The organism is Variovorax sp. JS1663, assembly GCF_002157355.1.
GTDB lineage: Bacteria > Pseudomonadota > Gammaproteobacteria > Burkholderiales > Burkholderiaceae_C > Variovorax.
This window is the reverse complement of record NZ_LYMK01000024.1, coordinates 51,758-76,576: the sequence shown is the minus strand read 5'-3', so window position 1 is coordinate 76,576 and position 24,819 is coordinate 51,758. Positions and strand designations below refer to the sequence as shown.

Here is a 24,819-nt window from a genome sequence, read left to right as displayed (position 1 = left end):
GAGACATCGCGTAACCGATCGACCGTCGGCCCCCGCAAGGGCCAGATGGGTGTGTGGCCGAGAGCGCAGCCCGGGCGGGACTTTCTCGAAGCGCAAGCCGACTGTCAGATGGGGGTCACGCGGGTGCTGCCGCGCGATGCGGCGGCATGCCTTCGTGGGCCTTCGGCCGCCTGCCGCGCTTGTTGCTCGTCCCCTGGTTCTGCACGTAGTTGCAGACCGTCTCCAGGCTCACCGCTCCGACGCTGGACACAAAGTAGGCCCGGTGCCAGAACGCAGGCTTTTTGTAGAACGTTGCCAGGTGCTGCGCGAATCGGTTGCCGCACCGACGTGAGCTGGCCGTCTTCAAGTTGTTGATCAGCGTGGAGATGTTCAGGGCCGGATGGATAGAGGCCAGGATGCGTACGTGATCAGCCTCTCCGCCGAACTCGACCAGTTCGCAGCGCCAGGAAGCCAGGATCTCGGCGAAGGCTTCGCGCAGGTACGCCAGGATCTCCGGCGTCAAGGTTTGGCGCCGGTACTTGGTTACCAAGACAATGTGTAGCTTTAAAGCAAAAACGGCGTGTGATGCCGATGACTGCGCTTCATTCAATTTGCGACCTAACGTAAACTGGCGAGAATGCTAAAGGGTTTCGAGTTCCGCGCCTACCCCAGCAAGGTCGTTCAATCAATCTTGCTTCGCTGGATTGGTTGCCAGCGATTCATCTACAACGCACGCGTGCGTGAGGATCACTACTTCCGCACCATGCAACGCAAGCGCCTGGCGCTGGTGGGCCAGTACCCGGAGCAGGACCAGAGCTACGCGCGCTACATCGGCGACGGCAATGGCAACCCCGAAGAGGACACCCGCTGGCTGCGCGAAGTGCCGCCGCAGCTGCTGCGCAATGGCGTGGTCCTGTTTAGCCAGGCGTACACGAAGTTCTTCAAGAAGCTCGCCGGCAGGCCCACCGTCAAGAAGCGCCATGGACGCCAGAGCGTCTGGGTCACGAGCGAGCTGTTCCGCTTCGAGCCCGTGCCGGTCTCACAGGCCAAATCCGTGCAAGCCAGTCGCCAGCAATGGCGCCTGATCCTTGGCAACGCCAAGTTCCCGTGCGGCGAACTGCCATTCGCCATCACGTCGGTGCCGGAAGACCAGAAGTGGCAGCCGCCCAAGACCATCCACATCAGCGTGGACGCGGGTCGCTGGCATGTGTCGTTCTGCAATGAGGATGACGCGCTCGGTCCGGACGCGGCAGACACGCTCGTATACCTGCGCCAGTACAGCAAGGAAGAGCTGCTCGATCAAACGATCGGGGTCGACCTGGGCGTGAAGGTGCCCCTGATGGCCGCCGAGGCCCAAGGGATTAGCAAAGGCTTCGCCCTCAAACCGATCGAGCACGAGCGCCTGCAGCGCAAAGAAGTGCAGCGGCGGCGCTGGCAGCGCATCGCCGCGCGGCGCCAGGCCGGCTCCAAGAACAAAGCCAAAGCTCGGCATCGCGTGGCTGCCGCGGCGCGCTACGCAGCAGACTTGCGCAAGGACTTCGCTCACCAGGTCAGCCGGGCGCTTGTCGATCACGATGTGCGTCTGATCGTCTTCGAGGCGCTGCAGATCAAGAACATGACCCGCAGCGCCAAGGGCACCGCGGAAGCGCCGGGCAAGAATGTGCGCCAGAAGACAGGCCTCAACAGATCGATCCTGGGCTCTGCCTGGGGTCAGGTAAGGCTCTATACCGAGTACAAAGCCTTGGCCGCTGGCAAGCTGGCGATCCGGGTCGATCCCAAACATAGCTCGCAAGAGTGCTCGGCCTGCGGCCACACTCACCCCGACAACCGCCCCAGCCAGGAGCAGTTCGTCTGTCAGCGATGCGGGCACACCGAGAATGCGGACACCAACGCCGCGCGCAACATAGCGCGCCGCGGGGTCGAGGCAATCGTCTCGGGAAGCTACACCCTCAAGCGGAAGAAGAAGGCGGGCTCAGTGCTGCGCAAATCGAAAGCTGAGGACGATCAACGGGAGGGCCGGACTGGTCCGGGCACCGAGCAAGTCTCGGAGAGCCATGTCTGTGGAGACACCGTAAGACGCAGGCGGCGAAACGCCGCTCGCGCAGTCGTCGAAGAAGCAGAAACTGAAACCCCCACTACAAGCGCCTTGGCGGTTTAGTGGTGGGTGAAGTCATCACCCAGACGGAGCCGTCGGCGGCCATGGCCATGTGGCTGTCCGAGCAGGAGCCGCCGCAGGGCTTCACGGTGGATCGCGAGGTCGAGCTGCGCGTGACCGGCGAGTCGAAGGTGCGCTACCCGAAGCACTCTCTGGAGATCGACGAGGTGCGCGGGCACATCGCGAACGGCAAGCGGCCCGCGCGCCTGGCGCTCACCTGGAACGACCGCGTGTCGTTCGAGCTCACGGAAGGCTTCGCTCTGCGCAAGATCACGCAGGCAGCCTGAACCAATGTCGAAGCCGCTCATTCTGATGGCCTGCTCGTCGACGAAGCTTGGTCACCCGGCGCCGGCGCAGGACTTCTACCAGGGCGTCATGTGGCAGTCGCTGCGGGCGAACCTGCCCGACGGCCAGCTTCCGCACGTCGTGGTCCTATCGGCGTTGCATGGATTCATTCCGGGCAGCAGGGGTGGTCGAACCCTACGATAAGTTCATGACCCCTGTGCGCGCGCGCGAGCTCGAGTTCGACCTCGAGCAGTTCATCGACTCGATGGAATGGCCGAAGGACGTCACCCGCGTCCTGCTTGCGGGGGGCGGGCTCTACCGCTACCTGATGCGGCGAATGGCTGGCGAACTGATCCGTGCAGGCAAGCTGGCGGACACCCTTGAGTTCTCCGAGGTCAGCGGCGGGATTGGCCTGCAGCGCTCGCAGATCGGCAAGTTCGCGCGCGACCCTTCGTCCCTGCCGGTCGTCTATGCCGGCTACCACCCCAACGGTACGCCGCTGCTGCGTGAAGCCTGGGGCCTTCGCGTCGGCGATCGGGTGCGCACGACGGGACTGATGGCTTCGGGGAAAGCGGGCTCGCGCTTCGGTCGGATCGAGGAGCTGTTCGTGGGGCCGTCTGGCCCTACCGCGAGCGTCGAGTTCGAGGACGACCGTCCGCCACTCGCAAACGGCAAAGTTCGCGAGCCGCGCAGCCGTGGTGCATGGGTTGGCGTCGGAATGCTCGCTCTTGCCCCCGAAAGGCAGGTGGTCGGGCCGCTGCATAGCGTCAATCCGGCCAAGATCTGGAAGCCCGCCCCGGGGTTGGCGCTGCTGGCCGACATCGAGGACGAGGCCGACGATGTGATGGGTGCGCTGATCTGTGACGAAGCCGCGGAGGTCGGGGCCGAGAGCCCTTCTGCGCATTGAACGACGCCCTCCGCCGGGACATGTGGGGCGCCATCGGTTGTGTTCGACTCAGGTTCCATTGGCCGCTCCTTGTCGGTATGGGGTTGCGAGCGCAGAATCTGCCCCCAGCAATGGCAATTGCTGGCCGAAAGGCCTGTCAGAAGGGCGCGAGCGCTGAGATGCAGAACGCACCGGCGACTCGCCCGCCCGCTGAATGGTCCGGCTCCGAACCGCACCATGGCACGGGCTGCCGCTCGATTCCGAGATCGTTCGGGCCTGGCTCCGACCATCGTCCGGTCGTTGCGCGATAAAACCACGGTAGGCGATTCGCAGATCACTGCCTTGCGGAAGTGCGGTCTGTGCCGATATCCTTCTACGGAAGAAGAAAGCACAGGCCGCCCTCCGCGGCCCGACCATGGCCTCCTCCCCTACTTTTCTGTCTCGCCTCAAGCTCTCCGACCCGGACCTGGCGCTCCTGTGCGTGCCGGCTGCCTATGTCGACTGCACGAGCTCGATCTCTGATCTGGACGAGGCGGACCAGACCGGAGAGACGTCTCACCTCCTGAGCCTTTTAGTGACCGATCGCGTCAAGGCGGTCAACAAGGACAAAACGCCGGCGTCCTGGGGCGGACGGGTCATCACGTCCATGGCGGAGCTGCAGGAGAAGCAGTACCCGTTCTGGAAGAACATCGGTCGCCTGCAGATCGAGGTCGCGGACGACACCGGCGGCATCGCCTACCTGAACTCGTTTGCGCCCTGGGGCTGGCGCTCCACTGAGGTTGGCTCGATGGTTCACTTCCTGGGCACCGTGAAGCGCTTCGGCGGGAATCTGTACGTCGAGCCCGGCGCCGAGCAGCCGCACAGCGGTGCGATCGGCGGCATCTGGGCGCGCTACCTGGGCATGCCGGGGCGCGTCACGGGCGAGGCTGTCACCAGCGCTGTCCATGCGGTGCTGGACAAGGAAGCCGCTTACCTGAAGTGCGAGCGCCACATCGTCGCGGCCATGCAGCTGGACGAGGCGGGCGTGCTTGCGTGCGTGCAGTACGACCTGGCCGATCTCGCCGAGGGCGTGCCCGTCTTCTCGACCCTTCGCGATCTGCTCGTCGCCTTGCACCGGCCCGTGTCGGTTACAGCAGGCGAGCGCGCGCTCCAGCTGGCGCAGCGCATCGATGCGGCGTCGATCCGGACCGCCGCACGCACCCAGAGCAAGCGCCAGCCCCACCGGGACGCGCCACTCATCGTGCCGGACCAGCAGGTGCTCGACCTGGCCGCCAAGCAAGCCGAGACGCTCACGGACGATCAGCGCGCCGCGATCCTCGGGATTGCCAGAGCGCTTCGCTCGCCCGTGCCCATGAACGGCCTCATTCCGGGCGACGTCGGTACCGGCAAGACGCTCACCTTCCTGCTGCCCGCCATCGTGGCCCACCAGAACGGCGCGAGCTTGGCCATCATGGCGCCCACCATCATCCTGGCCAACCAGATCGCCAAGCAGATCCTGCGGCGCTTCGCCGGCGAGATCCGCGGCGTCGAGCGGGTCGAGGCTGGCAGGAAGATCCAGAACCGGGACCACATCCTGGTCGGCACCAGCGGCCTGACCAGCGCGTGCGCCAAGGCTGGCATCGTCCCCAACGTGCTGGTGATGGACGAGCAGCACAAGCTCTCGGTGCAGACGCGCGGCGCGCTCGTCGGGCCAGCGACGCACGTCATCGAGGCGACGGCCACGCCCATCCCGCGTTCCCTCGCCACCGTGTTCTTCGACGGCATGCAGGTCTTCACGCTGCGCCAGGCGCCGGTGGAGCGCTCGATCACGAGCCACATCGTCGACGTGCGCAGCCGCGGCGCCGTGACGCGGGCGATCCGCGAGACGATCGCGGCCGGCCGGCGCGTGCTGGTCATCTACCCGCGCGTGGACAGCGCGGAGGTCACCAAGAAGGCCAAGGCCTCGAAGGTGGGCGCGCAGCTCGATCTGGGCGCGGCCACGGAAGACACTACCCGCACTGCGCAGGGCGTCGTGGACGCTGCGGCGACCTTCGAGCAGGCCTTTCCCGGCCAGGTCGTGGCCCTCCACGGCCTCCTCTCGGATAGCGAGAAGGACGTGGCAATCGAGCAGATCACGAGCCTAGAGAAGCCGCTGGCTGTGGCCTCGGTGGTCGTGGAAACGGGTATCGACATTCCCGACATCGGCCTGGTCGTCATCCGCGATGCGGACCGGCTCGGCCTGTCCCAGCTCCACCAGCTGCGCGGACGCTTGGTCCGCAACGGTGGCGCGGCCGAATTCTTCATGATGGTCGAGTCGATCGACGCGCTGGAGGATGCAGCCCTCGAGCGCCTCATGGCCTGCAAGCTGACCACCAACGGGTTCCGCCTGGCCGAGATCGACATGAAGCAGCGTGGGTTCGGCTCGTATGTGGACGACAGCCAGACGGGATCCTCACAAGGCGTGTTCCGCCTGACCAAAATCGCTCCGGCAGACTTCCTGGGCATCGCCACGGCGACCGCGGCGGCGGGTGAGCCTGGTGCTGCAGACGTCGAGGACGCCAACGAGGCGGATGCGCTGATGCGCCGGGTGCGCAAGGAAGCCGAGAAACTGCGCCAGGCGGTAGCGGCCGGAGAGAGCCAGGTAAGGCCGGCCGTGCGAGACGAACCGACTCAGCCGGGAAATCTACCTCCGCCTCCAGGGTCCTTCAAGCCCCGCCCGCCTGCTGCGGCGCCGCGGCCCACTCAGACGGCGCCCCGGGTACTTCCAACGCCAGCAGCACCCTCAGGCCAGCAGCTGGGATTCCGCCTGCTGCCGGCCCGCCCGGAGGTGCGCCCGCCGGCGAATGTCGCGCCGGTCGTGGGCCGGTTTCCTTCGCCTGTGAGCCGCGCGACCGTTGCGCCGCCTCCTTTGCCGCCAGGTGCGATCGAGCGCATCAGGGCGGGATTCGACTTCTCCTCGGCCGAGCCGCTGCCCACGCCGACCGCAAAGGCCGATCCGGCGGCAGTTCCTGGCTTTCCACCGCGGCGCGCGGTCCCTCCACGGGGGTGACCTCGGTGAATCGAAAACAACCAAGTTCCGTCGAGGAAAAGAAAAGGACTCAGAAGATCCTTCGCAAGGGGATGTTCCTGATGAGCCCGAACACGACCGAGCTTGGCGCAATGAATGGCTTCCTCGGGGCTCATTGCAAGATCACCAATACGCTGCTGGAAACCTCGCGCCTGCGATACAAGGCCGGAATGCCGGCGTACAACCTCACAACTGCATGCCAGGCAGTCAAGGCGATTCGCAACTCCATCAGCTGGATCGAGCGTCACACCACCGCGCAGTCTGTTCAGGTGACGGCAGTGCGCGTGGTGCGCGCGTTTGAGCGCTTCTTCGATCGCGTTGCCAGGGGCGAGACGCCGGGCTACCCGAGGTTCAAGAGCATCAAGCGATTCACCGGCTGGGGCTACAAGCAGTACGGCGACGGCTGGTCATTGCTGCAGAAGAACTCGAAGATCAAGACCAATGGCTCGCGCGCCGGGCATAGCTACGGCGCCGTTCGCTTGACCGGCATTGGCACCGTGAGCCTGCGCGGCCGCACGCGGTTTGAGGGCGAGCCAATCACTGCGGAGGTGCTCCACCGCGGCGGCAAGTGGTACTTGAGCGTCACTTTCGAGGTGACGCCGGAGGCTGTCGCGCGCGAGGGCGGTAGAGCGTCCATGGCCTTCGATTGGGGCGTCAGCACGCTCCTGACCAAAGTGGTCGGTGATCCGATGACCGGTCAGGTTGAGGCGATCGACAATCCGTGTTGGCTCAAGAAGCAGCTCGACAGGATCGCTGAGATCCAGCAAGCCATTGCAGCGCTTGAGAAGCGCGCCAAGGCAGCCTCAGGCAAGCAGCGCGGCTTCCCCGTTTGCCATCAGCTCAAAAATGCCTATCGGCGCCGACGCTGCCTTCACGCGAAGATCGCCAATCAGCGACACGACTTCTATCACCAACTCACCGCCAAGCTGGTGAAGCAATACGGCCTCATTGCGACCGAGGAGCTTGAGGTCAGCAACATGGCGCGCGCGCCCAGGCCGAAGGAGGATCCGGGTAACCCTGGGCAGTACCTGCCCAACGGAGCAGCCTCCAAGGCTGGCCTGAATCGCTCAATTCTTGATGCAGCCCCAGCCGGCTTCGTCGCAAAACTTCGTACCAAAGCGGAAGAGGCTGGGTCGAGGTTCCAGTTCGTGCCCACGCGAGAGCTCAAGCCCACGCAGCGCTGCCATTTGTGCGGCGAGACGACCAAGCTCGAACTCAAGGATCGCCAATGGAAGTGCACCTGTGGTGCGACCCATCAGCGAGACGAGAACGCGGCCAGGACGATCCTTCGGTACGTATTCGAGGGCGCCTGGTGGAAGGACACAACAAACAGTGGGTTGGAACGACCCCGCCGCCCTCGGGCGGCTAGAAACTCCATCCAAGTCGGCTCGCCGATTTGGATGGAGTAGTTCATGGCTCGATCCAAACGATGCGCGCGACCGCGAAGCCCCACTGGCGCGCGAAGGTGCGCCAGGTCCTCCAGCGCCATGCAAGCGCCTTCGAGCGCACGGCGCCGGGTCAATATCAACTACGAGAAGCCGTCGCTGCCTGAGCGACAGAAACCCCAATGAGCAGAGCAATTCAAACCCAGAAGCGGCTTCAAGCCGAGGTCGACGCCTTCAACGATCATGTGCCCCTTGGCGCTGAGGTCGACTATTTCGAGTACGAGGGCGCGCCGCTCGTTCGGTTCAAGACCCGCACCTTGGCGCAGATCCTCAGTGGGCACACGGCGGTCGTCTGGCTGGAGGGAAAGTCGGGCTGCGTCTGCACGAGCCACTGCATTCCTGTGACGACCGAGGCGACCGCTGGAGCTGCGCGATGAGGCTTCTCGGAGGCGTCCCCACCATCTCGCGGCCGGTGGTGAAAGCCCCGATACTGTCGGGCATGGATCACAAGCCATCGAACGATCAGACCTCGCCGCCTGGCTGGCGCGCGGACGCCCTCTCGGCCGTTGCGCACCTGAACGGCGGTGACGTTCCGCCGGCTGTCGCCGCCGCGCTCCGGGCGTTGGACGTAGCGTTGGCCGCGCCTGACGATCTGGCAGCACTGGCGTGGCCGGTCCTCACTGAACGGGCCCAGGTGCACGGGACGGTCTTCGAGCCGGGGACGTCGACGAAGGCTTTGGTGGAAGAGGCCATTTGCTACTATGAGTTCGAGCAGCAGCCGCCACGGGTGGCGAGCCGAGCGAGTGTTCTTGACCGGTTCGGCGCGCAGGTCGGAGCGCTGACGAATTCGAAGTCCGAAGGCGACGACTGATTTCCTGGCGCGCGCCCTAGCGGAAATCTGTGCCGGCCCTGTATCGTGGAGAGAAAATGATCTCCGCAATGCAGCCTTCCTACAAACGTAAGCCTTTACTATTCGCCGCGAAGCTCGCAGGTGCCGCGCTGCTGGCGTTCGCCTCCCAGCTCGCTGGCGCATGGAACATCGGCGCCGCAGCCGAGCAGGCCTTCTCAGGTGCTGTCGCCAAGCATGCCCGCGCCGCGCTCCAGGAAAGAGCCGCCGCACCGGTGGCGCTGCCCAGCGGCCGCGGCTTCAGCTCGTGCGCGAGCCTGTTCCCCCAGAAGACACCCCTGAACGTCGCTTCGGTGAGCGCCGACTGGAAGCCGGTCGCGCTCTGCTCGAATCACTTCGCCGTCCTCTACTCGGGCCTGAGCAAGACGCCCCTGGTGACCTTCGAGCGGCTGACGCGTGCTCAGCTGGGCGACGCTCGGAACGAGCAACGCACTGAGCAGTTCTTCCCCGATCCACGTCTGCCGCGCGGCGCGCGCGCCGAGCTCGAGGACTACCGCGGCAGCGGTCGAGACCGTGGCCACCTTGCCGCGGCGGGCAACCAGCCGGATGCGGAATCGATGGCGCAGTCGTTCGCGCTGTCGAACATGATCCCCCAGGACCCGACCAACAACCGGAAGATCTGGTCGAAGATCGAGAGCGACGTGCGCAAGTATGTGCGCCGCGCCCGCGGCGACGTTTTCGTCTTCTCGGGCCCACTCTTCAACGGGCCGCGCCAGACGATCGGCGCCGGCCGCGTATGGGTGCCCTCGCACATGTTCAAGCTGGTCTACGACGAGGCCTCGGGCCGCTCCTGGGCCTACATCCTCGCGAACAGGGCAGACGCGCGGATCGAGGCGCCGATGGACTACCTGGCGTTTGTGAAGGCTACGGGCTGGAACCTGCTGGGGGCGGGCGGCGGCCAGCATCGCCAGGGGGCGGAGTTTTGACTGGACAGAGAAGGCGCAGTTTGTCCTTTGACGCAATGAAGAGGCGAGAGCAATGAAGGCATGCACGGTCTGCGGGGTAGCAAAGCCGTCCACGGAGTACGAGCGGCACAAGACCACGAAGGATGGCTTTCACACTCACTGCAGGGCTTGTCGCGCCCAGCAAAAGAGGGCGTACTATCAACTCAACAAGGCAACGCTTACCGCAAAAAACAAAGCTCGATTCGACCCGGTACGGCACCGTGGATACCAAAAGGTGAATCGCGATCGGACGAAGCACGCAGCGCTGCAAGCTTATGGTGGCAAATGCGCTTGCTGTGCGGAGACGACCCCTGGCTTTCTTACGTTCGACCACCCGAACAACGACGGTGCGTCGCATCGTCGGGCCATTGGGGGCAATGGGGTCATGTATCGTTGGCTCAAAAGGAACGGCTATCCGCCTGGGTTCCGCGTGCTTTGCTTCAATTGCAACTGCGCTATTGGCGCGTTTGGTCGTTGCCCACACCAAGATCCGATCGCAGGGCAACCTCCCGGAGAGGGGCAATCGGTGGGAGGCCCAGTGCCGGCCATGCCACTCAGCCAGACGAACGAAGTTCGAGCCGAGGAGAGCGGGAACCATGACCACTGAGATTCCGCCCGGCAGATGGTGCCTGTACGTCCTGGAATGCCGAGGCGGCGTCATGTACGCCGGGATAACCAACAAGCTGGCGAAGCGCTTCGCTGCGCACCAGGCCGGCAAGGGTGCGAAGTTCACCCGGGCGAATCCGCCGGTGCGAATTCTCGGCGCGAGGCCGTACGCCGATCGATCGGAGGCCTCCAAGGCCGAATACGCGATCAAGAAGCTGCCGCGCGGGCGCAAGCTCGCCTTCCTGAGTGCCGCCTGAAGACATGACCAACCCCAGGTCGAAGCGTTCCTCAGCCCGCCCTGCCGTGGCGACACCGCAGCCAGCAACCAAAGGTAAGTCGGGGTGGCTGGCATTGGGCGCGGCCGCGGCGGTGGTCCTGGTCGTCACGGCCGGCGCTGTCGTCTACCTGGCGAACCAACGAGGCGACGAGATCGCCAGAGAGCGGGCCGAGCGCACCGCGCAGCTGGCGGCCTTCCGGCTCGTCCAGGCGTTCGTGGATTCGAAGAGCGTCCTTGTCATGAAGGACGGCTCCCGCCGCGAACTGGTGGGCGCGACGGCCACTCTGCTGTCGACGAAGCCGATAGCTGGAAAGAAGCCGACCTGGCTGGTGCTGGGCCGGGCTGCCAGCGGCGTTTACTTCGGGCAGCGCTTCCTTGCGAACGAGAAGGGCGATGTGGTCCCGGTGACCGATGCACAGGAGATTTCGGAAGAGGTTGCCCTGGGCGAGCTGCGCGCACAGATATCGGCCGGCGGCGCGGGCGCAGAGGCGACCCGGGCCTTTGTTCAGGCAGCGACGACGGGCAAAGCCGTGCCCGTGAGTCGTTAGGCGTCGGTCATTGAACGGCCAGAGCGCCCTGGGCATTCACCCGCACCGGGATCCACTTGGTGCAGGTGCCGAGCACGTCGTACGTGCTGCAGGCGTGTAGATACGCCCCGACGGGGCCCTCGACTTTCATCGCTGGCGCCGCGTGAGCAGACGGGAGGAGGTCGGGAACAACGGTCTTGCCGACGATCGCCAGCAAGCAAGCCGCGATGATGGCCAGGAACAGGTTGGTCGTACGCATCGAGCTCATGGGTCTCTCCTGAGCTCCGTTCTCGGAGCCAGCAGGGGCGATGGGCCGCGAGCAAGTCGCGCGCATCCCGCCTTTGGGGGATGCAACTGACGCGCTGGATCAGTACGCGAGGATCTTGGGTGACACGATCGCGCCGCCCTCTGCGGCGAGGCCTCGCCCGACCATCGTTTGGGAGGAAGCCGTCTCGCTTTGAACCACGGTGCGGACCAGCAGCATCAGGTCTGACGGGTCCAGGAAGCGCCCTGCGCGTCCGATGCCGGGGTGCACGCTGCTCACCCAGATCGGGCGAGTGATGATCCCTTGGCCGTTGCGCGTACGGTAGGCGAGATAGACCCAATGTCCGGCCATGTCGCTCTCGCCACGCTGGCGGTTCGCTGGCACGGCCCGCGCGTACGTTTGCGTGGCCTGCAGCGCGGCAGTCGTCATGCCGACGGCAGCGGCTACCTCGGGATCAGCGGCGCCGGCGCCGCGTGCACCACAAAGAGCAATGGCCTTCCCAGCGACGTCGGCGGTGTTGATGGAGCCGACGGTGAGGATGCTGCTTTCCGCGGCGAGTTGATCGCTCGCCCAGGTGGCGATCTTTGGTGCGTCGGAAGACAGCAGGGCGCCAGCACCGAACCAACCGTTCGCGACATCGACGACGTAGATGAAGACATCGTTCCCCGCCAGGGTGGCGCCAGCAGTATTGGTCGAAAGAGGGTCGACTCGCACGGACCATCCGGGGTTGATGGTGCGCGCGAGGTCTTGCCAGAATTGATACTCGTTTTTCATCCAACCAAGATACCGGTCATGGCGAGAAATGTGCAAGGCAGCGCTGAAGCTTTCATGCGGTCGCAATGCAAGCGCGCGCTGCGATCGCCCTCAATGACGGAACGGAACTGGCCCACCGGCGAGCACGTAGCCCGCCGCAACCAGACCAATCACAAAGGCGACGATCGTCCAGAGGTACGCATCGGTGATCCGATCGCCCAGGTTGTCGAGGTCTGCTCGAAAGAAACCCATGACAGCGCGCCGAAAGCCCAGCGACAGCGCCAGGCCAATGGCGGCGGCTACGGCCATGTGCCAGGCCTGCGCGGGGCGGTTGAAGCCCGCGAGGGAAAAGGTCCAGAGCCAGCCTGCTGCGATGAGCAGGAGTTCCGTGCGTGATTTGATGCTTCCGACAATCATGACTACTTACTTCAACCTGTGCACTGAGGACGTGATTGCCTGGGGGCGCTTGCGGGCGCCCAGGCCGGGTTCGGTGGCAACGGGCGTCCCGTCCTTCGCCTTGCGCGGCTTGATGGGATGGAAAGTGATCTTCTCGCCTCCGGGAATGAGATCGATCTGGCCCGTGCGAGGGTTGTGGCGCCGCCGCGCGGCGTACTCGGTGCGCTTGAAGGTCCCGATGCCCTGGATCCAGCACTCACCGTTGACCATGGCGCTGCTGACGACGCGGTTCATCAGGTTGAAGAATAAGGCCACGCCGAACTCGGGCGAGATGTTCATCAGCTCGGCCTCCTTGCGAACGACGGCGTTGGCGCTGTAGCGGGTGCGCCGCTTGCTCGGCTTGCGCTGCTGTGGTGCGGGGGTGGGCATGATCTATTGAAGGTGATCTTCGTAGAGGGACGAGGCCAGCTGGTGGGCCAGCTTGACCGTTCCGGTGGCGCCTTCGCGCTGCTTGGCGACGATCACTTCGGTGATCCCGGGTTCGGTGGTCTCGGGGTTGTAGGCTTCGTCGCGGTACAGGAACATGATCACGTCCGCGTCCTGCTCGATCTGGCCCGATTCCTTCAGGTCGGACATCATGGGGCGCTTGTTCGCGCGCTGCTCCACCGTCCGGCTGAGCTGTGCCAGAGCAACGACGGGGCATTTCAGTTCGCGAGCGAGCTGTTTGAGGCCCTTGGAGGCATCGCCCACGACCACGCGAGCATCGGCGCCCGGCTTGGCTGCGGCGCCGGCGGCGATCAGCTGCAGGTAATCGACCCCGATGATCAGCCTCTTGCCGGCGTTCTGCGCCGCGAAGATGCGCGAGCGCGTCCGGATCTCGGCAAGCGACAGGCCGGGCGACTCGTCGATGTAGATGTGCTGGTTCCCGAGCTTCTGCGCCGCCTCGTAGATCGATTCCAGCCGATCGGGTAGCTGCTCGGAGCTGTTGAAGATCGAACCTGGCACCCGGCCTGCGCGCGAGATCATCCGCTTGGCCATGGACGTGCCGCGCATCTCCATCGAATACAGGAGGGCAGCGCGACCCGCTTCGGCCGCGGCGAGCATGAAGTTCACCTCCATGGCGGTCTTGCCCATGGAAGGCCGCGCGGCAAGCACGATCAGATCCTCGTCGACCATGCCATAGCCCCCAAGCAGCCTGTCCAGGCTCGGGAATCCCGTCGTGACGCCCGAGTCGACCTCTTTGCCTTCCAGGCGCTGCTCGATCTGCTCGAGCACGACGGAGATGAAGCCGACCACGTGTTCAGGGCCGGTGCGTGACGACTTTGCCGAGGTCCGGGCGTTGCCAGCGGCGTCTTCGAGCATGGTGGTCAGAGCTTCCACCGAGGTCTGCCCGAGGGCGGCCTTCTCCACGACGAGCTTGGCTGAGGCGAGCACCGTGCGGGTCACGCTCAGGTCCTTGATCCGGGTCGCCGCCGCCTGGATGGCTTCCACGCTGGCCGTCAGGTAGGTGGGGTTCGTCGCGAGGTTGATCAGGTAGTCCTCGCCGCCCGTGAACACATTGTGCGTCCGCGAGGCGTCCACCAGCGCCGCCAGGTCGCGGGCCTGGCCCGACTGGCCCAGCTGCTGCCAGAGGCGAAACAGGTTGACGTGGATCTCCTCGCCGAAGTCCTGCGCGTTCAGGGTCGCTGCGATCTGGCCTGACAGGTCCTCACGGCCGTCCTGCATGAGGGAACACAGCACCGTGCGCTCACTGATCTGCGAGACAAGGGGGTCGATCGAGGGCGGTGCCGCTACTGCTTCGTTCGCGACCTCGGCCGGCAACTGTGGCTGTTGCGGACGTGGGAAGCCAAAAGGTGCGGTTGTTGCGGTCATGGAGAGATTTCGTACTAAACATTCTGAAACCGGTACCTTTAGGTTTCAGTTTTCAGAAAACTGCACTTACGGATTGCAGTTCGTGTTGATATTCTGGAGACAACAAGCAGCAACCGTCAATGCAAGTGCAAAAAGATTTCTGCGACTTTCCTTATCGGACTACCATCGCGGACGAAAAATATGATCAATACACTCACTCACTCAGCGCTCGACATTCGATGGTTTACCGAGTCAGCCTGGTTCCACTCCTCCGATGCGGCGGTGGTGCGCGCCGGGGTGCTTTTGCTCGAGGCGGCGTTCCGCTCGACACAGCCGGCGACGATCTCGGGCGACCCGTTGATCCTCTCGCGTTTGAGCGGTTTGAGCGCAAATGTTTGGTCCGAGAACGGCGCAAGCCTCCTGCAGGGGTTCGAGCAGGTAGAGGGTGGCGCATGGCGCCATACCAAAATGGGGGAGCTGTTCGATGCCGTGAACGAGCGTTTCGGGGCACAGATCAAGGAACTCGTCGCGTCGTCCGCGCTTGCGAGCCTGGCTGTGGAAGAGTTCCCCCTCGTCGGTGAGGTGAAACCAGCAGGCCGCAGCAAGGGAAAGCGTGCGCTGCCGAAGGACTACCAGTTCAACGAAGGGCTGGTGGCGAAGGCGGAGGAGGCCGGCTTCAGCACGGACGAGCACAAGGCGTGGCTCCTGCAGAAGTTCAAGGACTTCGCGACGTCGAGCACGCGCCTCTATTCGAACTGGGACGCCACCGCGCGCAATTTCTTCACCAGCTCCATCACCCAGCGAGACTTCTTGTCCAACTTCGGCTACTGGCCCCGAGACAGCAAGGCCCGGCTCATGCCGACCCCTGGTGCGACGGCGGCACCGCTGCGCTCCGGCCCGCAGTCGTTTGAGTCAGCGGCCCTGAGCGGTAGCAAGTCCTCGGTCGACCGGGTGCTTGCGAAGCGGTTCGGAGCCCAAAGCGACGTCCAGGATGCAGATGTCAAGCCCGCGGCGGCAGGTCCCGCCACTGGTGGCTTTGGATTCGGCTTCGCCCGCCACCGCGCCGCAGCGCCGGGAGCGGCAGCATGAGCACCCAGGAGGAGATCGCAAACGTCCTCGAGACGGCCGTTCAAGCCTGCGCCGCGTGCCGCCACGAACTCAATGACCTGGAGGTCACCGCCTGGCTGGCGGCGATCGAATCGTTCGGCCCGGAGGCGACCACCAAGTTCCTGCTGAACTGGGTGTCCACGAACAGCCGCAAGGCGCCAACCGTCGCAGATCTGCGCAAGGCGCTCGACCCGACGTTCGTAGAGGAGGAGACCGCGCTGGAGCGCCTGTACCTCCTGGTTTGCCGCGTCGGCCCCTATGACGCGCCCAAGCTGGAGGCGACTGGCCCGATGCTGAGCCGTGCCATCGTGAACATGGGCGGGTGGGCTCGGATCAACGAAATCATGCCGGACCGTGGTGATCGGTTCGCCTGGAACGCCTTCGCAGAGCGGTTCGCGACCGCCTTCGGAACGGCTCGCACGCAGGAATTCCAGGATTCGCTTCTGCCGCCCGACCGGCGCCCGGCGCTGCCGACGCCCAAGGGGCTCCACGAGATCAGTATGAGGGCGCCACGGGCCGAGGCAGACCTGCTCCTGATCGACGATACCAGTGCGCCCCGAGGCTGACCGATGGACGCCAGGACGCTGAATCCACTGGGCTCCGATGCCCTCGCCCTTGCCGACGTGATCGCGCCGGGGATGACGGGCGCGCTGACGACCATCTCCGAATGGATGGGCATGGCCGTAGCGGTCCTGTCGCTGTGCCTGCTGGGAGCGGTGATCTGGGCGGTGCAGCTGGACTACGAGGTCGTCGCGGTCACCCCCGGAGGGGCCCTGGTGCCATTGGAACAACTCGACAAGAAGAACGAGCAAGCCATCCGGGCCCGGCTCGCGGCGAACGCGCCGAGCGGGCAGTCCATCCCTGAGACGGCCGTGCCCACCGCGCCCGCACTCAACAACCCCGCCGCGAAGACAACGCAGACCCACCCAACGACCCGCAAGCGGGAGAGCAGCAAAGAATGAGCGCAGTGTTGAACAAGGCCAATGCGGCCAAGAAGGCGGCGGTAGCTGCGGGAACGAGCCCCAAGGCGGGTGGCGCTGCCGCACAGGTGAACAAGCTCACGCGCCTGGTCGTCTGGCTCTCCGTCGCGGTGGTCGCCCTGCTGGTGGCGCTGATCATTGCGTTCGTGTTCCTGACCCGCACGCACCGCGAGGTGATTGCTGCAACACCGGACGGTCGCCTGATTCCGATCGTCCCGCTGGACAAGCCCTACGTGAGCGACGCGCGCGTCCTCGGCTATGTGGACGAATGCGCCCGAATGGTGTTCAGCCACGACTTCCTGCACTGGCGCACCACGCTTCAGGGCTCGAAGACCTGCTTTACCGAAAAGGGCGGCGACGCTGTCGAAGAGGCACTCGCTCCCTGGGTAAAGGACATCGTCGACCGCGAGTTGACGATGTCCGTGAGCCTGTCGGACACCCCCGTGATTGCGAAGCGTGGGGAGTTCGATGGGAAGTTCGCCTGGCGCGTCCAGGCTCCGATCTCACTGTTTCGTCGGGGGACGAAGGTGAGCGATATGCCGCGGCCGTTCATCCTGCATGTGGTCGTGCGTCGCGTGGGACTCGACCAGAACCCGCGCGGCATTGCGATCGACAGCCTCCAGCTGGTCCCGGATTCGTCCAGGAACTAGTCCGACAGGTGCCATCCCCCTTTCACATCCTTTTGTAGACAACGAGGCGAGAAATCTAATGAGCGCGAACCAACCCCAGCAGAACGTCGACCACGAATCGATTGGAATGTCCTTTGCAACCGCTGAGATGGATGCACTGGAGAAGAGCCACCCCGAGTGGTATGCGATGTACAACGACGTGCTGCCCGACTCGCTGGCCAGCCGCGCCGAGCTCGCCGAGCTGTGGGCTACCGCGCCAACGCCGTTCGCCAACGCACTGATCTACGGCAAGTACACCATGCGCCTGGAGATCGCAGCGCACACCGGCATTCCGTTCGTTTGAATCGCGCCACGCGTTTCGGGCACGTAACGCGTTCAGACGAAGAGTTTGCAGGACAATATTGCTATGAACGAAAAGACCGACGCAAACGCGCGATCGATGAAGTGGGCAGCGCTCAGGGTAAACATGCGCCCGGCGATTGTGGTCGTCCTGATGGCCATGCTTGGATGCGTGTCCCTGGGCGCTTCCGCGCAAGGCGTGTCCCGCGTCGCCAATCCGGCCGCCTCGGGCGGGCCGGTGCCGAACCAGCAGCCTCCGGGACCCTCGGCAGCGAGCCCTTTGGCCCAGATCGGTCCCGCGCCGGGACAGTCGCCAGGAGCACTGCCATCCCCGGCTACGCCGCCTGCGCCGTCCGCCTCAGCGGCCATGCCAACGCCCTACGTGGCGACGACACAGGCTGTGCTGGACAAGATCGCGCCGCTCACGCCGAAGGAGATCGTGAACCTGCGCAAGCAGATCGACGAGCGCAAGGATGCGTTCAGCGAGAACATTTCCGGCCGCCCGCCGGCGCGGCCGACGAGCACCCAAACGACGGTTGACCTTTCGCCGGGTGGAACGCCCCCCGTGCTGCGGCTGGCTCCTCGCCAGGGCGCGACGATCATGTTCGTGGATGCGGCTGGGCGCCCGTGGCCTGTCGAAGCTGCGGACAACTTCAACGATGGCGGCTATGCCGTGTCGCAGATGGCCGAGCACGTCTTCTCGGTGGGCATGAAGCAAGCCCAGATCGGGAACATCGCCTTCAAGCTCAAGGACATCGCGCGTCCGGTCACCGTGACCGTGATGCCCGCCCAGGACGCCACGGACTACAACCTGGATCTGGTCGTTCCCAAGTTCGTGGGTGGCATCCCGCCGACGGCCATGGCGAGCGCCGCCCCCGCGCCGACCCACATGGCCGACGAGCTGATGGCCTACCTGTATCGCACGCCACCGCGTGAGGCCCGTCGCCTGACGGTGGCCGGCAGCGGCACTGACGAAATCATGGCCTGGCAGATCTCTCCCACCAGCATGGCGGTGCGCACTTCGGCGCAGATTCTTTCGCCTGCGTGGATGCGCCGCCAAGGCTCGTCCGATGGCGTCTTCGTCTACCAGCTCCCGATCACCCCTGTGGTCGTGATCGCGCAGGGCGGTGAACTGAGGAACGTGGCCCTTGGCGGCATCAGTGTCGAGCCCGTCGGATCAAACGCGACCTCAGTTTCGGGCGCCATCTTGTCGAGCGCGCGGAACCAGGGTTTCACCAAATGACGGCAGAAGCGCAAGTCAGCAACCCCGCCCTGAAGGACGGGGCTTGCGAGGAGAGATCCGAGCAAGCCCGATGTTGACCAGACCGAGCGGTAACCAGTCCGCTACGTTGAGTAGAAGTTAAGGACCCACCCCGGAATACTTCCTCAGTTCCGGGCTCTGGAAGTTGCAGATGCAGACAAGCTTCGGGTGAGCACGAAACGGTCTGCGACCGGCGGCCTTCAAAAGCCTCCAGGCTGCTACTCAACATGGTCGAGGGGAGCGGTGTCAGAAGGTCGTGAGACCTGCCGGCACCCGTCACCAGGCCCGTAAGGGCTGACTGCTGGATAGACAGTCTGAGCTGCACAGTTTGCAGTAGGAGATGGAGTCCTTGTGTCTGTTTATGTTTTGGACCGCAGTGGCAGGGCGCTGATGCCATGCAGCGAGAAGCGCGCCAGCAAACTGCTGGCCGCCGGTCGCGCGCGTGTGCATCGGGTGCAGCCGTTCGTGATCCGACTCGTCGACCGCACGCACGACGAATGCACCCTGCAGCCCCTGCGTTTGAAGCTCGATCCGGGCAGCAAGACGACAGGCATCGCAGTGGTGCGCGACATCGAAGCGATCGACGCCGGCACCGGCGAGGTTGACCGCGGCGCAGCCGTGGTGAACCTGACGGAGATCATCCACCGCGGCCGCCAGATCTCCGAGGCCCTGACGGCACGCAGTCAGATGCGTCGCCGGCGACGTGGCAACCTGCGCTACCGGACGCCGCGTTTCCTGAATCGCGGTGGCGACAAGGCAGGTTGGCTCGCACCTTCCCTTCGGCACCGTATCGACACCACAATGGCCTGGGTCGCCCGCCTGCAACGCTTGGCGCCGATCACGGCGATCAGTTCCGAGCTCGTGCGTTTCGACATTCAGGCGCTTCAAAATCCTGAGGTCTCCGGCACCGAATACCAGCAAGGCACGCTGTTCGGCTACGAGCTGCGCGAGTACCTGCTGGAGAAGTGGGGGCGCCAGTGCGCCTACTGCGACATCAAGGATGTGCCGCTTCAGATCGAGCACATCGTCGCCAGGATGCGCGGCGGCAGCAACCGCGCCTCAAACCTGACGCTTGCGTGCGCGTTCTGCAACCAGAAGAAGGGTGCGCGGAGCATTGAAGAATTCCTGGCCAAAGACTCGAAGCGCCTTGCTCGCATTCTGGTCCAAGCGAAGCGTCCGCTCAAAGATGCGGCCGCCGTCAATGCGACGCGCTGGGCATTGTCGACCGCCCTGAAGACCTTCTGCCTGCCGGTGGAGTTGTCTTCAGGCGGCCGCACAAAGTTCAACCGCAGCATGCTTGGCATTCCCAAAACCCATGCACTGGATGCCGCTTGCGTGGGCCAGGTGGATGCCATTTCAGACTGGGTTAGGCCGACTCTCGTCGTCAAATGCACTGGGCGAGGGAGCTATCAACGCACGCGTCTGGACCAGTTCGGCTTCCCGCGCGGTTACCTGATGCGAAGCAAGCGCGTGCATGGTTTTGGCACCGGTGACATGGTGGTCGCCGATGTGCCAAAGGGTCTCAAAGCAGGCAAGCATGCGGGCCGCGTGGCGGTTCGCGCGACGGGCAGCTTCAACATAAAGACCCTTCGAGATGGCGTATCCAGCGTCGTTCAGGGCATCAATCACAAGCACTGCCGCGTCGTTCAGCGAAACGACGGGTATGGCTATTTCTTCAACCGTGCCGAATTCACAGGACGTGAGCATGCAAGGCACAAGGCATCGGATGCTTCGCACCCGGCGCTCGACCTCCCTGCCCTGAAGGGCGAGGTTTCACGCGCATTTTGATGACCAACGAAAACCAAACCAACGACGGCGAACTCGAATTCGCGGATGTGGAAAACGCGGAGACCGCGGCGATCGCTGAGACCGCTGCCGAGAACGGGAAAGGCAGACGCCTTGACCCTGGCGCCAGGCGCGTGATGAAGTGGGTGGCGGGGGCGTTCGGCGTCGCCTTTGTCGCCGTGGTCGGTCTGGTCTTCATGGCCAGCGGCAAGAAGGAAATGAAGGCCCAGGTCGATCTGTCGGCCCGGACGAACACGGGCGCACAGACGGATGTCGTGCAGACCGACTATGAGCGTGGCCGACTGGCGGAGCTGCAGGAGCAAAAGGCTGCGAAGAGCCGCCAGGAAGGTGGCGTGTATGTACCGCCTCCCTCGGGCGCGCCAGTCGCTCACAATGGTGGAGCACCGGAACAGTTGGTTGGTCCGGGCGCGAGCTCGTACCAGACATACGTCACGACGCCGCAGGTCGCCATCCAGCCGGGTTCCTACCAGGATCCCGTGCGACAGCAGGCCATTCAAGAGGGTCTGAACCGTCAGCTTGCTCAGCTTCTCGCCGACGCCCCCACCGGCCCCGCTATTGCTCACGTGGCCCCTTACCAGGACCCCAAGGCGACTGGCAACGGGCAGCAGGGCGTCACGGGCCAAGGGCGAGGGGTTGCGGCCACGAACATCGCGACCGAGGATCCCGACCTTCCCGGCCCGCTGACCATCCACGCCGCGCGCACTACCTCCCCGATCGACACCGAGAAGTCCCCCTACGTCTCGGCAGAGGTCATCGGCGGCAAGTTCGCGGGCGCGTTCCTCAAGGGCACGGCCGTCCTGAATCAGGGCGAAGGCCTCCAGGTGACCTTCACCGACATCCGCTTCAACGGCAAAGTCGCCAAGATCAACGCGGTCGCGCTGGACGAGCAGACCTCGGCCGATGCGCTCAACGGCAACATCGACCGGCACATCCTGTCGCGCTATGTGCTCCCGATCACCTTCGCCACGGTGAGTGGTGCGGCAAGTGCGATCGCGCAGCGCAGCTCGTCGATCGTTACGAATGGGCTGTCGACTTCGGTGGTCTTGCCCGAGGCGACGGACAAGCAGGCCGCCGCGGCCGGCCTGTCGTCGGCCACCCAAGTTGGCCAGCAGCTGGTGCAGTCGTTGTCGCAGCAGAAGAACACGGTGAAGCTGCCGGCGAACACCACGATCGGCGTCCTGTTCAACTCTGTGCAGGCAGCTTCCTCCACCGCTCCAGCGCTCCAGCAGCAGGCCCAGGTTCAGCCTGAACAGCCGCAACGCTACCCACAAGCTGGTTTCCAGCCGCCCCAGCCGGCGGCCTCGTTCAACCTGGCGACGGGCATGAATTACGGCACGTTCGCTCCGACCGTGGGCCCGATCAATCAGGGGCAGGTTCGCTAAGAATGAGCAAGTTTGAAGAAAATGGCGCCGGGTCGCAGGGCAACGATGGTTCGCTCGATGATCTGTGGGGTGCAGAGGGCGGTTCCGAGGCTTCGGTCCTGCATGATCGCGATGAGCCGGGCTTCGACAACAGCGAAGCACGCGACACGCTGAGCGAGTCTCTCGAGGATCCCGTGGACGCGATTCCTCGCGACCCCGACGGTGATCCTGAGCCTGCGCCGAAAAAGAACTCCAGCATGCCGTTCTATGGAGCGGTTGGGGCGTTCGTGCTTGTTGCGGCCGGGCTGGTCGCGTACAAGACCGGCCTGGTCGGAGGTTCGTCGCGAAAGCCGATCGAGCCCACCATTGCGTCGGCAATGGAAAGGGATCCTGCCGGTGGGGCCAAGAGGCCCGATGGCATGGTCGACGCCGCCGGTGCCAGCAAGCTGACCACCTCGGATCTGCTCGGAGGGAGCGGCTCGAAGACGGTTCCTGCGTTCGACGCTGAAGCGGATCTCCTGGCGGATAAGGGAACTGGGCCTGCAGCTGCCCCGACAGCGCCGGCGGCTCCTTCGGCGGTCGAGGTTGCGCAGCCGGTCCAGAAGGCACCCGAGGTCGCTCCGGCAGTGGTGGCGCAGGATCCCGCCCCGGCCCCGGCCCCGGCTCCCGCAGCACCCCCGCCTGCGCGAGTAGACGAAGCACGGAAGGCTGCTCTTGTGGCGCCGCCGCCTGTGGAAGTGGCGAAGGAGCCCCCGAAGGCCGATGTGCCGATTGCCGCTGCCGTCGCCAAGGCAGAGCGCCCAAAGTCGCCCAAGCGAGTGAGCGTAGCCGCCGGGCCGAAGGTGGCGACGCCAGCAAAGGCTTCGGCGCCGCGCGTCGTGGCAGACAAGCCCGCGCGCATCGTACGACTTGCCGATGCCCGCAAGCCCCCCAAGGCGAGCGGCAAGGGGCGGGGCGCCGTCGGTCAGGACTCGACGCCCGAGTCGAGGGAAGTGCTGGCGGGCTGGAAGCTGCGCGGCACCTGGCCGAATCACGGTCCGAGCCAGCTCGCCTGGATTGCCGACGAGCAAGGCCGCCTGACGACGGTGTCCGTTGGCGCGACGGTAGCGGGCGCTCGCGTGCTGTCCATCGGTAAGCGCGGTGAGGTGGTGCAGACCACCGCAGGCCAGATCATTCCTTGAGGTCCTGACCCATGCCAGATTTCGCCAGCTTCCTGAATGAATTCGCTGCGCTCGGCAAGGCGTTCGTCCCGCTCGTCTACTGGGCGGCGCTGCTGATCGGCTTCTTCTTCACGGGCTCAGCCTTGCACAAGATTGCGAAGATGGGCCACGACCATGCCGGCGGCCAGCAGCCGACATGGGCGGGCGTGGGCGGCAACCTCCTCGTGACCATCGGGGCCACGATGCTCTCGGCCTGGGTTGATTCCCTGTCGAGGGACTTCGGGGGTCTCGGAGAGGGCGTCGCATCTCAGATGGCCTACATGCGCGACGGATCCTCCGGATCGCTGAAGCCTCTGTGGAACGCGATCTACGCCTGGCTCTTCCTGCTAGGTGTGTGCGCGATCTTCCGCGCATTCCTGCTTTTCAATCGTGCTGCGCAAGGGCACGCCCAAGAGGGCGATGGGTTCTGGCGCGGGTTCTGGCACATCCTCGGGGGAGCGATTCTCGTGAACATTGCAACCCATTGAACCGCACCCTTCCTTGTTTGTCATTCGGCGTTCGCGCCAATATCTTGACACGGTAGGTATACGCCTTTCGTCATAGCTTATCAACCAACAGTCCCGCAGGAGCTAACTTGAAAAACCTGATCTCCAACCTGAACGTCCGCATCGCCATGGGCCTTGTGAATCACGCCGCATTGGGCCGCAACGTCGCAGTAGCCATCGCAACCACCGCTCTTGCCAGCAGCGCCTTCGCGCTCGACGCCAACACCTCGGTGAACTCGTTGATCAACCTGTTCAAGCTTGGCATCACGCTGTTCCAGTGGGCGATGGTCCTGAGCGGCATGGCCTCGATCTGCTACGGCCTCCTGAAGTGGAAGAAGAAGGGCCAGGACAACGGCGGCGACCAGGTCGAAGGGCGCCAGATCTGGATGCCAATCGCCGCTGGCGCCGCGATGATCTGCATCTGGGCAATCGTCGAGTTCGCAGTGACCGCCGCCGGCGGCAGCACTGGTGACATCGGGAAGGTTCAATCGTTCTAACTCCAAAAACCGACAAAACGAATAATCCGCGAAAAACTACTACCGCAGCCTTTAAACTGTAGTAGCTAAGAGCGCGAATTTTCCGGCGCCCGCGAGGGCGCACCATGCTGGTCGACGTCGGGGAGGGTTCGTCCCTCCTGGCGGTCGGCCATTTTTGTGCCCTAGAAGAATGTTCAAACTCATCCCTGGTATCAAGCGCAGCGTCTTTCGAGACAACGACCCGCGGGCCAAGCAGGCCGACGCGGTCTTTGTCGCGCGCCGGCCCCAGGTGCTTGAGAAGGCGCGCTACACGTGCCAGGGGTGCCTGTACCGCTCGATGCAGACCGCGAAGAAGCCGACCAAGCTTCAGGTGCATCACAAGGACGACGACCACCACAGCAACGACGACAGCAATCTGGCGCCTATCTGCTTTCTGTGTCACGGCTACCCGCATCTGGGCTGCAAGACGGCTTCGACCGGGGGCGGCGGAGGTCTTGCATCGGACGCGCAGCTGGCGGCGATCCCAGAGCTTGCAGCGGCCGATCTGAACAACCTGCTGCGTGCCATCGGGGCGGCGATGTCCGATCCCAACGAGGCGGCTGCGGCAAAGCAGATCTACGACGTGCTGTGCGAGCGCGTGTTGCCCGTGCGCAAGGCGTTCGGCACGTCCAAGGCGCTGGATTTCGCCGGTGCCATGTCGAAGCTCAACTCGGTCGACTACGCGGCGCGCGGCGACGCCGTCTTCGACCTGCGCATCGTGTGGAAAGCGGACGTGCTGAAGAAGGCCGGCGCCGACATGCTCGATGACCACCCATCGTTGAAGCCGAGCTCGTGGCACGCCTCCTATGGCGAACTCGTGGAGGAGGCACTGGCCTCCCAGGCCTAAGCCCGAG

The 24,819-nt window shown here is 64.6% G+C and carries 29 protein-coding genes; 23 read left to right on the top strand and 6 right to left on the bottom strand.

Annotation, left to right across the window (positions count from 1 at the left end; genetic code table 11):
• Positions 1-115: 115 nt before the first annotated feature.
• Complete coding sequence (tnpA, locus tag A8M77_RS20135) at positions 116-589, bottom strand: IS200/IS605 family transposase (RefSeq protein ID WP_202820637.1); 474 nt, start codon at positions 587-589, stop codon at positions 116-118.
• A gap of 27 nt (positions 590-616) precedes the next feature.
• On the opposite strand from tnpA, the gene A8M77_RS20130 reads away from it, so the two are divergent.
• The 11 genes from A8M77_RS20130 to A8M77_RS20080 all read left to right on the top strand — a co-directional run bounded on the left by A8M77_RS20130 (position 617) and on the right by A8M77_RS20080 (position 11,018).
• Positions 617-2,137, top strand: coding sequence for an RNA-guided endonuclease InsQ/TnpB family protein (locus A8M77_RS20130; protein WP_086923287.1), 1,521 nt, complete (start codon positions 617-619; stop codon positions 2,135-2,137).
• A gap of 2 nt (positions 2,138-2,139) precedes the next feature.
• Entirely contained in the window at positions 2,140-2,421 is a 282-nt protein-coding gene (gene rdgC / locus A8M77_RS20125) for a recombination-associated protein RdgC (protein ID WP_337590024.1), read from the top strand.
• Positions 2,422-2,425: 4 nt separating this feature from the next.
• Entirely contained in the window at positions 2,426-2,623 is a 198-nt protein-coding gene (locus A8M77_RS37445; protein WP_086923285.1) for a DUF6884 domain-containing protein, read from the top strand.
• 4 nt (positions 2,624-2,627) lie between these two features.
• On the top strand, positions 2,628-3,326 hold the full coding sequence (locus A8M77_RS20115; protein WP_086923284.1) for a hypothetical protein: 699 nt from the start codon (positions 2,628-2,630) through the stop codon (positions 3,324-3,326).
• Between the two features lie 394 nt (positions 3,327-3,720).
• Positions 3,721-6,333, top strand: a complete 2,613-nt coding sequence (locus tag A8M77_RS20110; protein ID WP_086923283.1) for a DEAD/DEAH box helicase — start codon at positions 3,721-3,723, stop codon at positions 6,331-6,333.
• Between the two features lie 71 nt (positions 6,334-6,404).
• On the top strand, positions 6,405-7,760 hold the full coding sequence (locus tag A8M77_RS20105) for an RNA-guided endonuclease InsQ/TnpB family protein (RefSeq protein WP_086923282.1): 1,356 nt from the start codon (positions 6,405-6,407) through the stop codon (positions 7,758-7,760).
• A 158-nt stretch (positions 7,761-7,918) separates the two neighbouring features.
• The gene (locus tag A8M77_RS20100) at positions 7,919-8,173 is read left to right on the top strand and encodes a hypothetical protein (protein ID WP_202820636.1); all 255 of its coding nucleotides are present in this window, start codon (positions 7,919-7,921) and stop codon (positions 8,171-8,173) included.
• Positions 8,170-8,607, top strand: a complete 438-nt coding sequence (locus A8M77_RS20095; RefSeq protein ID WP_086923281.1) for a hypothetical protein — start codon at positions 8,170-8,172, stop codon at positions 8,605-8,607. The genes A8M77_RS20100 and A8M77_RS20095 overlap by 4 nt, the downstream gene beginning before the upstream one ends.
• A 29-nt stretch (positions 8,608-8,636) precedes the next feature.
• Positions 8,637-9,569, top strand: a complete 933-nt coding sequence (locus A8M77_RS20090; protein ID WP_238136896.1) for a DNA/RNA non-specific endonuclease — start codon at positions 8,637-8,639, stop codon at positions 9,567-9,569.
• 614 nt (positions 9,570-10,183) lie between these two features.
• On the top strand, positions 10,184-10,450 hold the full coding sequence (locus tag A8M77_RS20085) for a GIY-YIG nuclease family protein (protein ID WP_086923280.1): 267 nt from the start codon (positions 10,184-10,186) through the stop codon (positions 10,448-10,450).
• 4 nt (positions 10,451-10,454) lie between these two features.
• Positions 10,455-11,018 carry a hypothetical protein gene (locus A8M77_RS20080; protein WP_143694673.1) on the top strand — a complete coding sequence of 188 codons (564 nt, stop codon included), beginning with the start codon at positions 10,455-10,457 and terminating at the stop codon, positions 11,016-11,018.
• Between the two features lie 7 nt (positions 11,019-11,025).
• Here A8M77_RS20080 and A8M77_RS20075 read toward each other — a convergent pair whose 3' ends face one another.
• The 5 genes from A8M77_RS20075 to A8M77_RS20055 all read right to left on the bottom strand — a co-directional run bounded on the left by A8M77_RS20075 (position 11,026) and on the right by A8M77_RS20055 (position 14,283).
• Positions 11,026-11,265, bottom strand: a complete 240-nt coding sequence (locus A8M77_RS20075) for a hypothetical protein (RefSeq protein ID WP_086923278.1) — start codon at positions 11,263-11,265, stop codon at positions 11,026-11,028.
• A 99-nt stretch (positions 11,266-11,364) separates the two neighbouring features.
• Positions 11,365-12,036 (bottom strand): hypothetical protein, encoded by a 672-nt coding sequence (locus tag A8M77_RS20070; RefSeq protein ID WP_086923277.1) that lies wholly within the window; start codon positions 12,034-12,036, stop codon positions 11,365-11,367.
• Positions 12,037-12,126: 90 nt separating this feature from the next.
• A complete protein-coding gene (locus A8M77_RS20065; protein ID WP_086923276.1) occupies positions 12,127-12,432 on the bottom strand; it encodes a hypothetical protein in 306 nt (101 codons plus the stop codon).
• A gap of 6 nt (positions 12,433-12,438) precedes the next feature.
• The gene (locus tag A8M77_RS20060) at positions 12,439-12,840 is read right to left on the bottom strand and encodes an HU family DNA-binding protein (protein ID WP_086923275.1); all 402 of its coding nucleotides are present in this window, start codon (positions 12,838-12,840) and stop codon (positions 12,439-12,441) included.
• 3 nt (positions 12,841-12,843) lie between these two features.
• Positions 12,844-14,283, bottom strand: a complete 1,440-nt coding sequence (locus A8M77_RS20055; RefSeq protein ID WP_086923274.1) for a DnaB-like helicase C-terminal domain-containing protein — start codon at positions 14,281-14,283, stop codon at positions 12,844-12,846.
• Positions 14,284-14,463: 180 nt separating this feature from the next.
• Here A8M77_RS20055 and A8M77_RS20050 point away from each other — a divergent pair, with 180 nt between their 5' ends.
• From A8M77_RS20050 to A8M77_RS19995, 12 genes are all read left to right on the top strand, one after another.
• Entirely contained in the window at positions 14,464-15,351 is an 888-nt protein-coding gene (locus tag A8M77_RS20050; protein ID WP_086923273.1) for a hypothetical protein, read from the top strand.
• On the top strand, positions 15,348-15,935 hold the full coding sequence (locus tag A8M77_RS20045) for a hypothetical protein (RefSeq protein ID WP_086923272.1): 588 nt from the start codon (positions 15,348-15,350) through the stop codon (positions 15,933-15,935). Before A8M77_RS20050 ends, A8M77_RS20045 begins: the two co-directional genes overlap by 4 nt.
• Before the next feature lie 3 nt (positions 15,936-15,938).
• Positions 15,939-16,331 carry a hypothetical protein gene (locus A8M77_RS20040; protein ID WP_086923271.1) on the top strand — a complete coding sequence of 131 codons (393 nt, stop codon included), beginning with the start codon at positions 15,939-15,941 and terminating at the stop codon, positions 16,329-16,331.
• Positions 16,328-16,999, top strand: a complete 672-nt coding sequence (locus A8M77_RS20035; protein ID WP_086923270.1) for a DotI/IcmL family type IV secretion protein — start codon at positions 16,328-16,330, stop codon at positions 16,997-16,999. The genes A8M77_RS20040 and A8M77_RS20035 overlap by 4 nt, the downstream gene beginning before the upstream one ends.
• 58 nt (positions 17,000-17,057) lie before the next feature.
• Entirely contained in the window at positions 17,058-17,321 is a 264-nt protein-coding gene (locus A8M77_RS20030; RefSeq protein ID WP_086923269.1) for a hypothetical protein, read from the top strand.
• A gap of 63 nt (positions 17,322-17,384) precedes the next feature.
• The gene (locus tag A8M77_RS20025) at positions 17,385-18,560 is read left to right on the top strand and encodes a DotH/IcmK family type IV secretion protein (RefSeq protein WP_086923268.1); all 1,176 of its coding nucleotides are present in this window, start codon (positions 17,385-17,387) and stop codon (positions 18,558-18,560) included.
• Positions 18,561-18,929: 369 nt separating this feature from the next.
• Positions 18,930-20,366 carry an RNA-guided endonuclease IscB gene (iscB, locus tag A8M77_RS20020; protein WP_086923267.1) on the top strand — a complete coding sequence of 479 codons (1,437 nt, stop codon included), beginning with the start codon at positions 18,930-18,932 and terminating at the stop codon, positions 20,364-20,366.
• Entirely contained in the window at positions 20,366-21,766 is a 1,401-nt protein-coding gene (locus A8M77_RS20015; RefSeq protein WP_086923266.1) for a DotG/IcmE/VirB10 family protein, read from the top strand. The genes iscB and A8M77_RS20015 overlap by 1 nt, the downstream gene beginning before the upstream one ends.
• Before the next feature lie 2 nt (positions 21,767-21,768).
• Entirely contained in the window at positions 21,769-22,926 is a 1,158-nt protein-coding gene (locus A8M77_RS36465; protein ID WP_086923265.1) for a hypothetical protein, read from the top strand.
• An 11-nt stretch (positions 22,927-22,937) separates the two neighbouring features.
• A complete protein-coding gene (locus tag A8M77_RS20005) occupies positions 22,938-23,432 on the top strand; it encodes a hypothetical protein (protein ID WP_086923264.1) in 495 nt (164 codons plus the stop codon).
• A 107-nt stretch (positions 23,433-23,539) separates the two neighbouring features.
• Complete coding sequence (locus tag A8M77_RS20000) at positions 23,540-23,947, top strand: DUF6750 family protein (protein WP_086923263.1); 408 nt, start codon at positions 23,540-23,542, stop codon at positions 23,945-23,947.
• 169 nt (positions 23,948-24,116) lie between these two features.
• On the top strand, positions 24,117-24,812 hold the full coding sequence (locus A8M77_RS19995) for a hypothetical protein (protein WP_086923262.1): 696 nt from the start codon (positions 24,117-24,119) through the stop codon (positions 24,810-24,812).
• The last annotated feature ends 7 nt before the right edge of the window (positions 24,813-24,819 follow it).

What these genes read in the sequence shown, in the direction of transcription:
- A8M77_RS20130 (WP_086923287.1), top strand. Translation starts at nt 617, where the DNA reads ATGCTAAAGGGTTTCGAGTTCCGCGCCTACCCCAGCAAGGTCGTTCAA.
- A8M77_RS37445 (WP_086923285.1), top strand. Translation starts at nt 2,426, where the DNA reads ATGTCGAAGCCGCTCATTCTGATGGCCTGCTCGTCGACGAAGCTTGGT.
- A8M77_RS20115 (WP_086923284.1), top strand. Translation starts at nt 2,628, where the DNA reads ATGACCCCTGTGCGCGCGCGCGAGCTCGAGTTCGACCTCGAGCAGTTC.
- A8M77_RS20110 (WP_086923283.1), top strand. Translation starts at nt 3,721, where the DNA reads ATGGCCTCCTCCCCTACTTTTCTGTCTCGCCTCAAGCTCTCCGACCCG.
- A8M77_RS20105 (WP_086923282.1), top strand. Translation starts at nt 6,405, where the DNA reads ATGTTCCTGATGAGCCCGAACACGACCGAGCTTGGCGCAATGAATGGC.
- A8M77_RS20100 (WP_202820636.1), top strand. Translation starts at nt 7,919, where the DNA reads ATGAGCAGAGCAATTCAAACCCAGAAGCGGCTTCAAGCCGAGGTCGAC.
- A8M77_RS20095 (WP_086923281.1), top strand. Translation starts at nt 8,170, where the DNA reads ATGAGGCTTCTCGGAGGCGTCCCCACCATCTCGCGGCCGGTGGTGAAA.
- A8M77_RS20085 (WP_086923280.1), top strand. Translation starts at nt 10,184, where the DNA reads ATGACCACTGAGATTCCGCCCGGCAGATGGTGCCTGTACGTCCTGGAA.
- A8M77_RS20080 (WP_143694673.1), top strand. Translation starts at nt 10,455, where the DNA reads ATGACCAACCCCAGGTCGAAGCGTTCCTCAGCCCGCCCTGCCGTGGCG.
- A8M77_RS20075 (WP_086923278.1), bottom strand. Translation starts at nt 11,265, where the DNA reads ATGAGCTCGATGCGTACGACCAACCTGTTCCTGGCCATCATCGCGGCT.
- A8M77_RS20070 (WP_086923277.1), bottom strand. Translation starts at nt 12,036, where the DNA reads ATGAAAAACGAGTATCAATTCTGGCAAGACCTCGCGCGCACCATCAAC.
- A8M77_RS20065 (WP_086923276.1), bottom strand. Translation starts at nt 12,432, where the DNA reads ATGATTGTCGGAAGCATCAAATCACGCACGGAACTCCTGCTCATCGCA.
- A8M77_RS20060 (WP_086923275.1), bottom strand. Translation starts at nt 12,840, where the DNA reads ATGCCCACCCCCGCACCACAGCAGCGCAAGCCGAGCAAGCGGCGCACC.
- A8M77_RS20055 (WP_086923274.1), bottom strand. Translation starts at nt 14,283, where the DNA reads ATGACCGCAACAACCGCACCTTTTGGCTTCCCACGTCCGCAACAGCCA.
- A8M77_RS20050 (WP_086923273.1), top strand. Translation starts at nt 14,464, where the DNA reads ATGATCAATACACTCACTCACTCAGCGCTCGACATTCGATGGTTTACC.
- A8M77_RS20045 (WP_086923272.1), top strand. Translation starts at nt 15,348, where the DNA reads ATGAGCACCCAGGAGGAGATCGCAAACGTCCTCGAGACGGCCGTTCAA.
- A8M77_RS20040 (WP_086923271.1), top strand. Translation starts at nt 15,939, where the DNA reads ATGGACGCCAGGACGCTGAATCCACTGGGCTCCGATGCCCTCGCCCTT.
- A8M77_RS20035 (WP_086923270.1), top strand. Translation starts at nt 16,328, where the DNA reads ATGAGCGCAGTGTTGAACAAGGCCAATGCGGCCAAGAAGGCGGCGGTA.
- A8M77_RS20030 (WP_086923269.1), top strand. Translation starts at nt 17,058, where the DNA reads ATGAGCGCGAACCAACCCCAGCAGAACGTCGACCACGAATCGATTGGA.
- A8M77_RS20025 (WP_086923268.1), top strand. Translation starts at nt 17,385, where the DNA reads ATGAACGAAAAGACCGACGCAAACGCGCGATCGATGAAGTGGGCAGCG.
- A8M77_RS20015 (WP_086923266.1), top strand. Translation starts at nt 20,366, where the DNA reads ATGACCAACGAAAACCAAACCAACGACGGCGAACTCGAATTCGCGGAT.
- A8M77_RS36465 (WP_086923265.1), top strand. Translation starts at nt 21,769, where the DNA reads ATGAGCAAGTTTGAAGAAAATGGCGCCGGGTCGCAGGGCAACGATGGT.
- A8M77_RS20005 (WP_086923264.1), top strand. Translation starts at nt 22,938, where the DNA reads ATGCCAGATTTCGCCAGCTTCCTGAATGAATTCGCTGCGCTCGGCAAG.
- A8M77_RS19995 (WP_086923262.1), top strand. Translation starts at nt 24,117, where the DNA reads ATGTTCAAACTCATCCCTGGTATCAAGCGCAGCGTCTTTCGAGACAAC.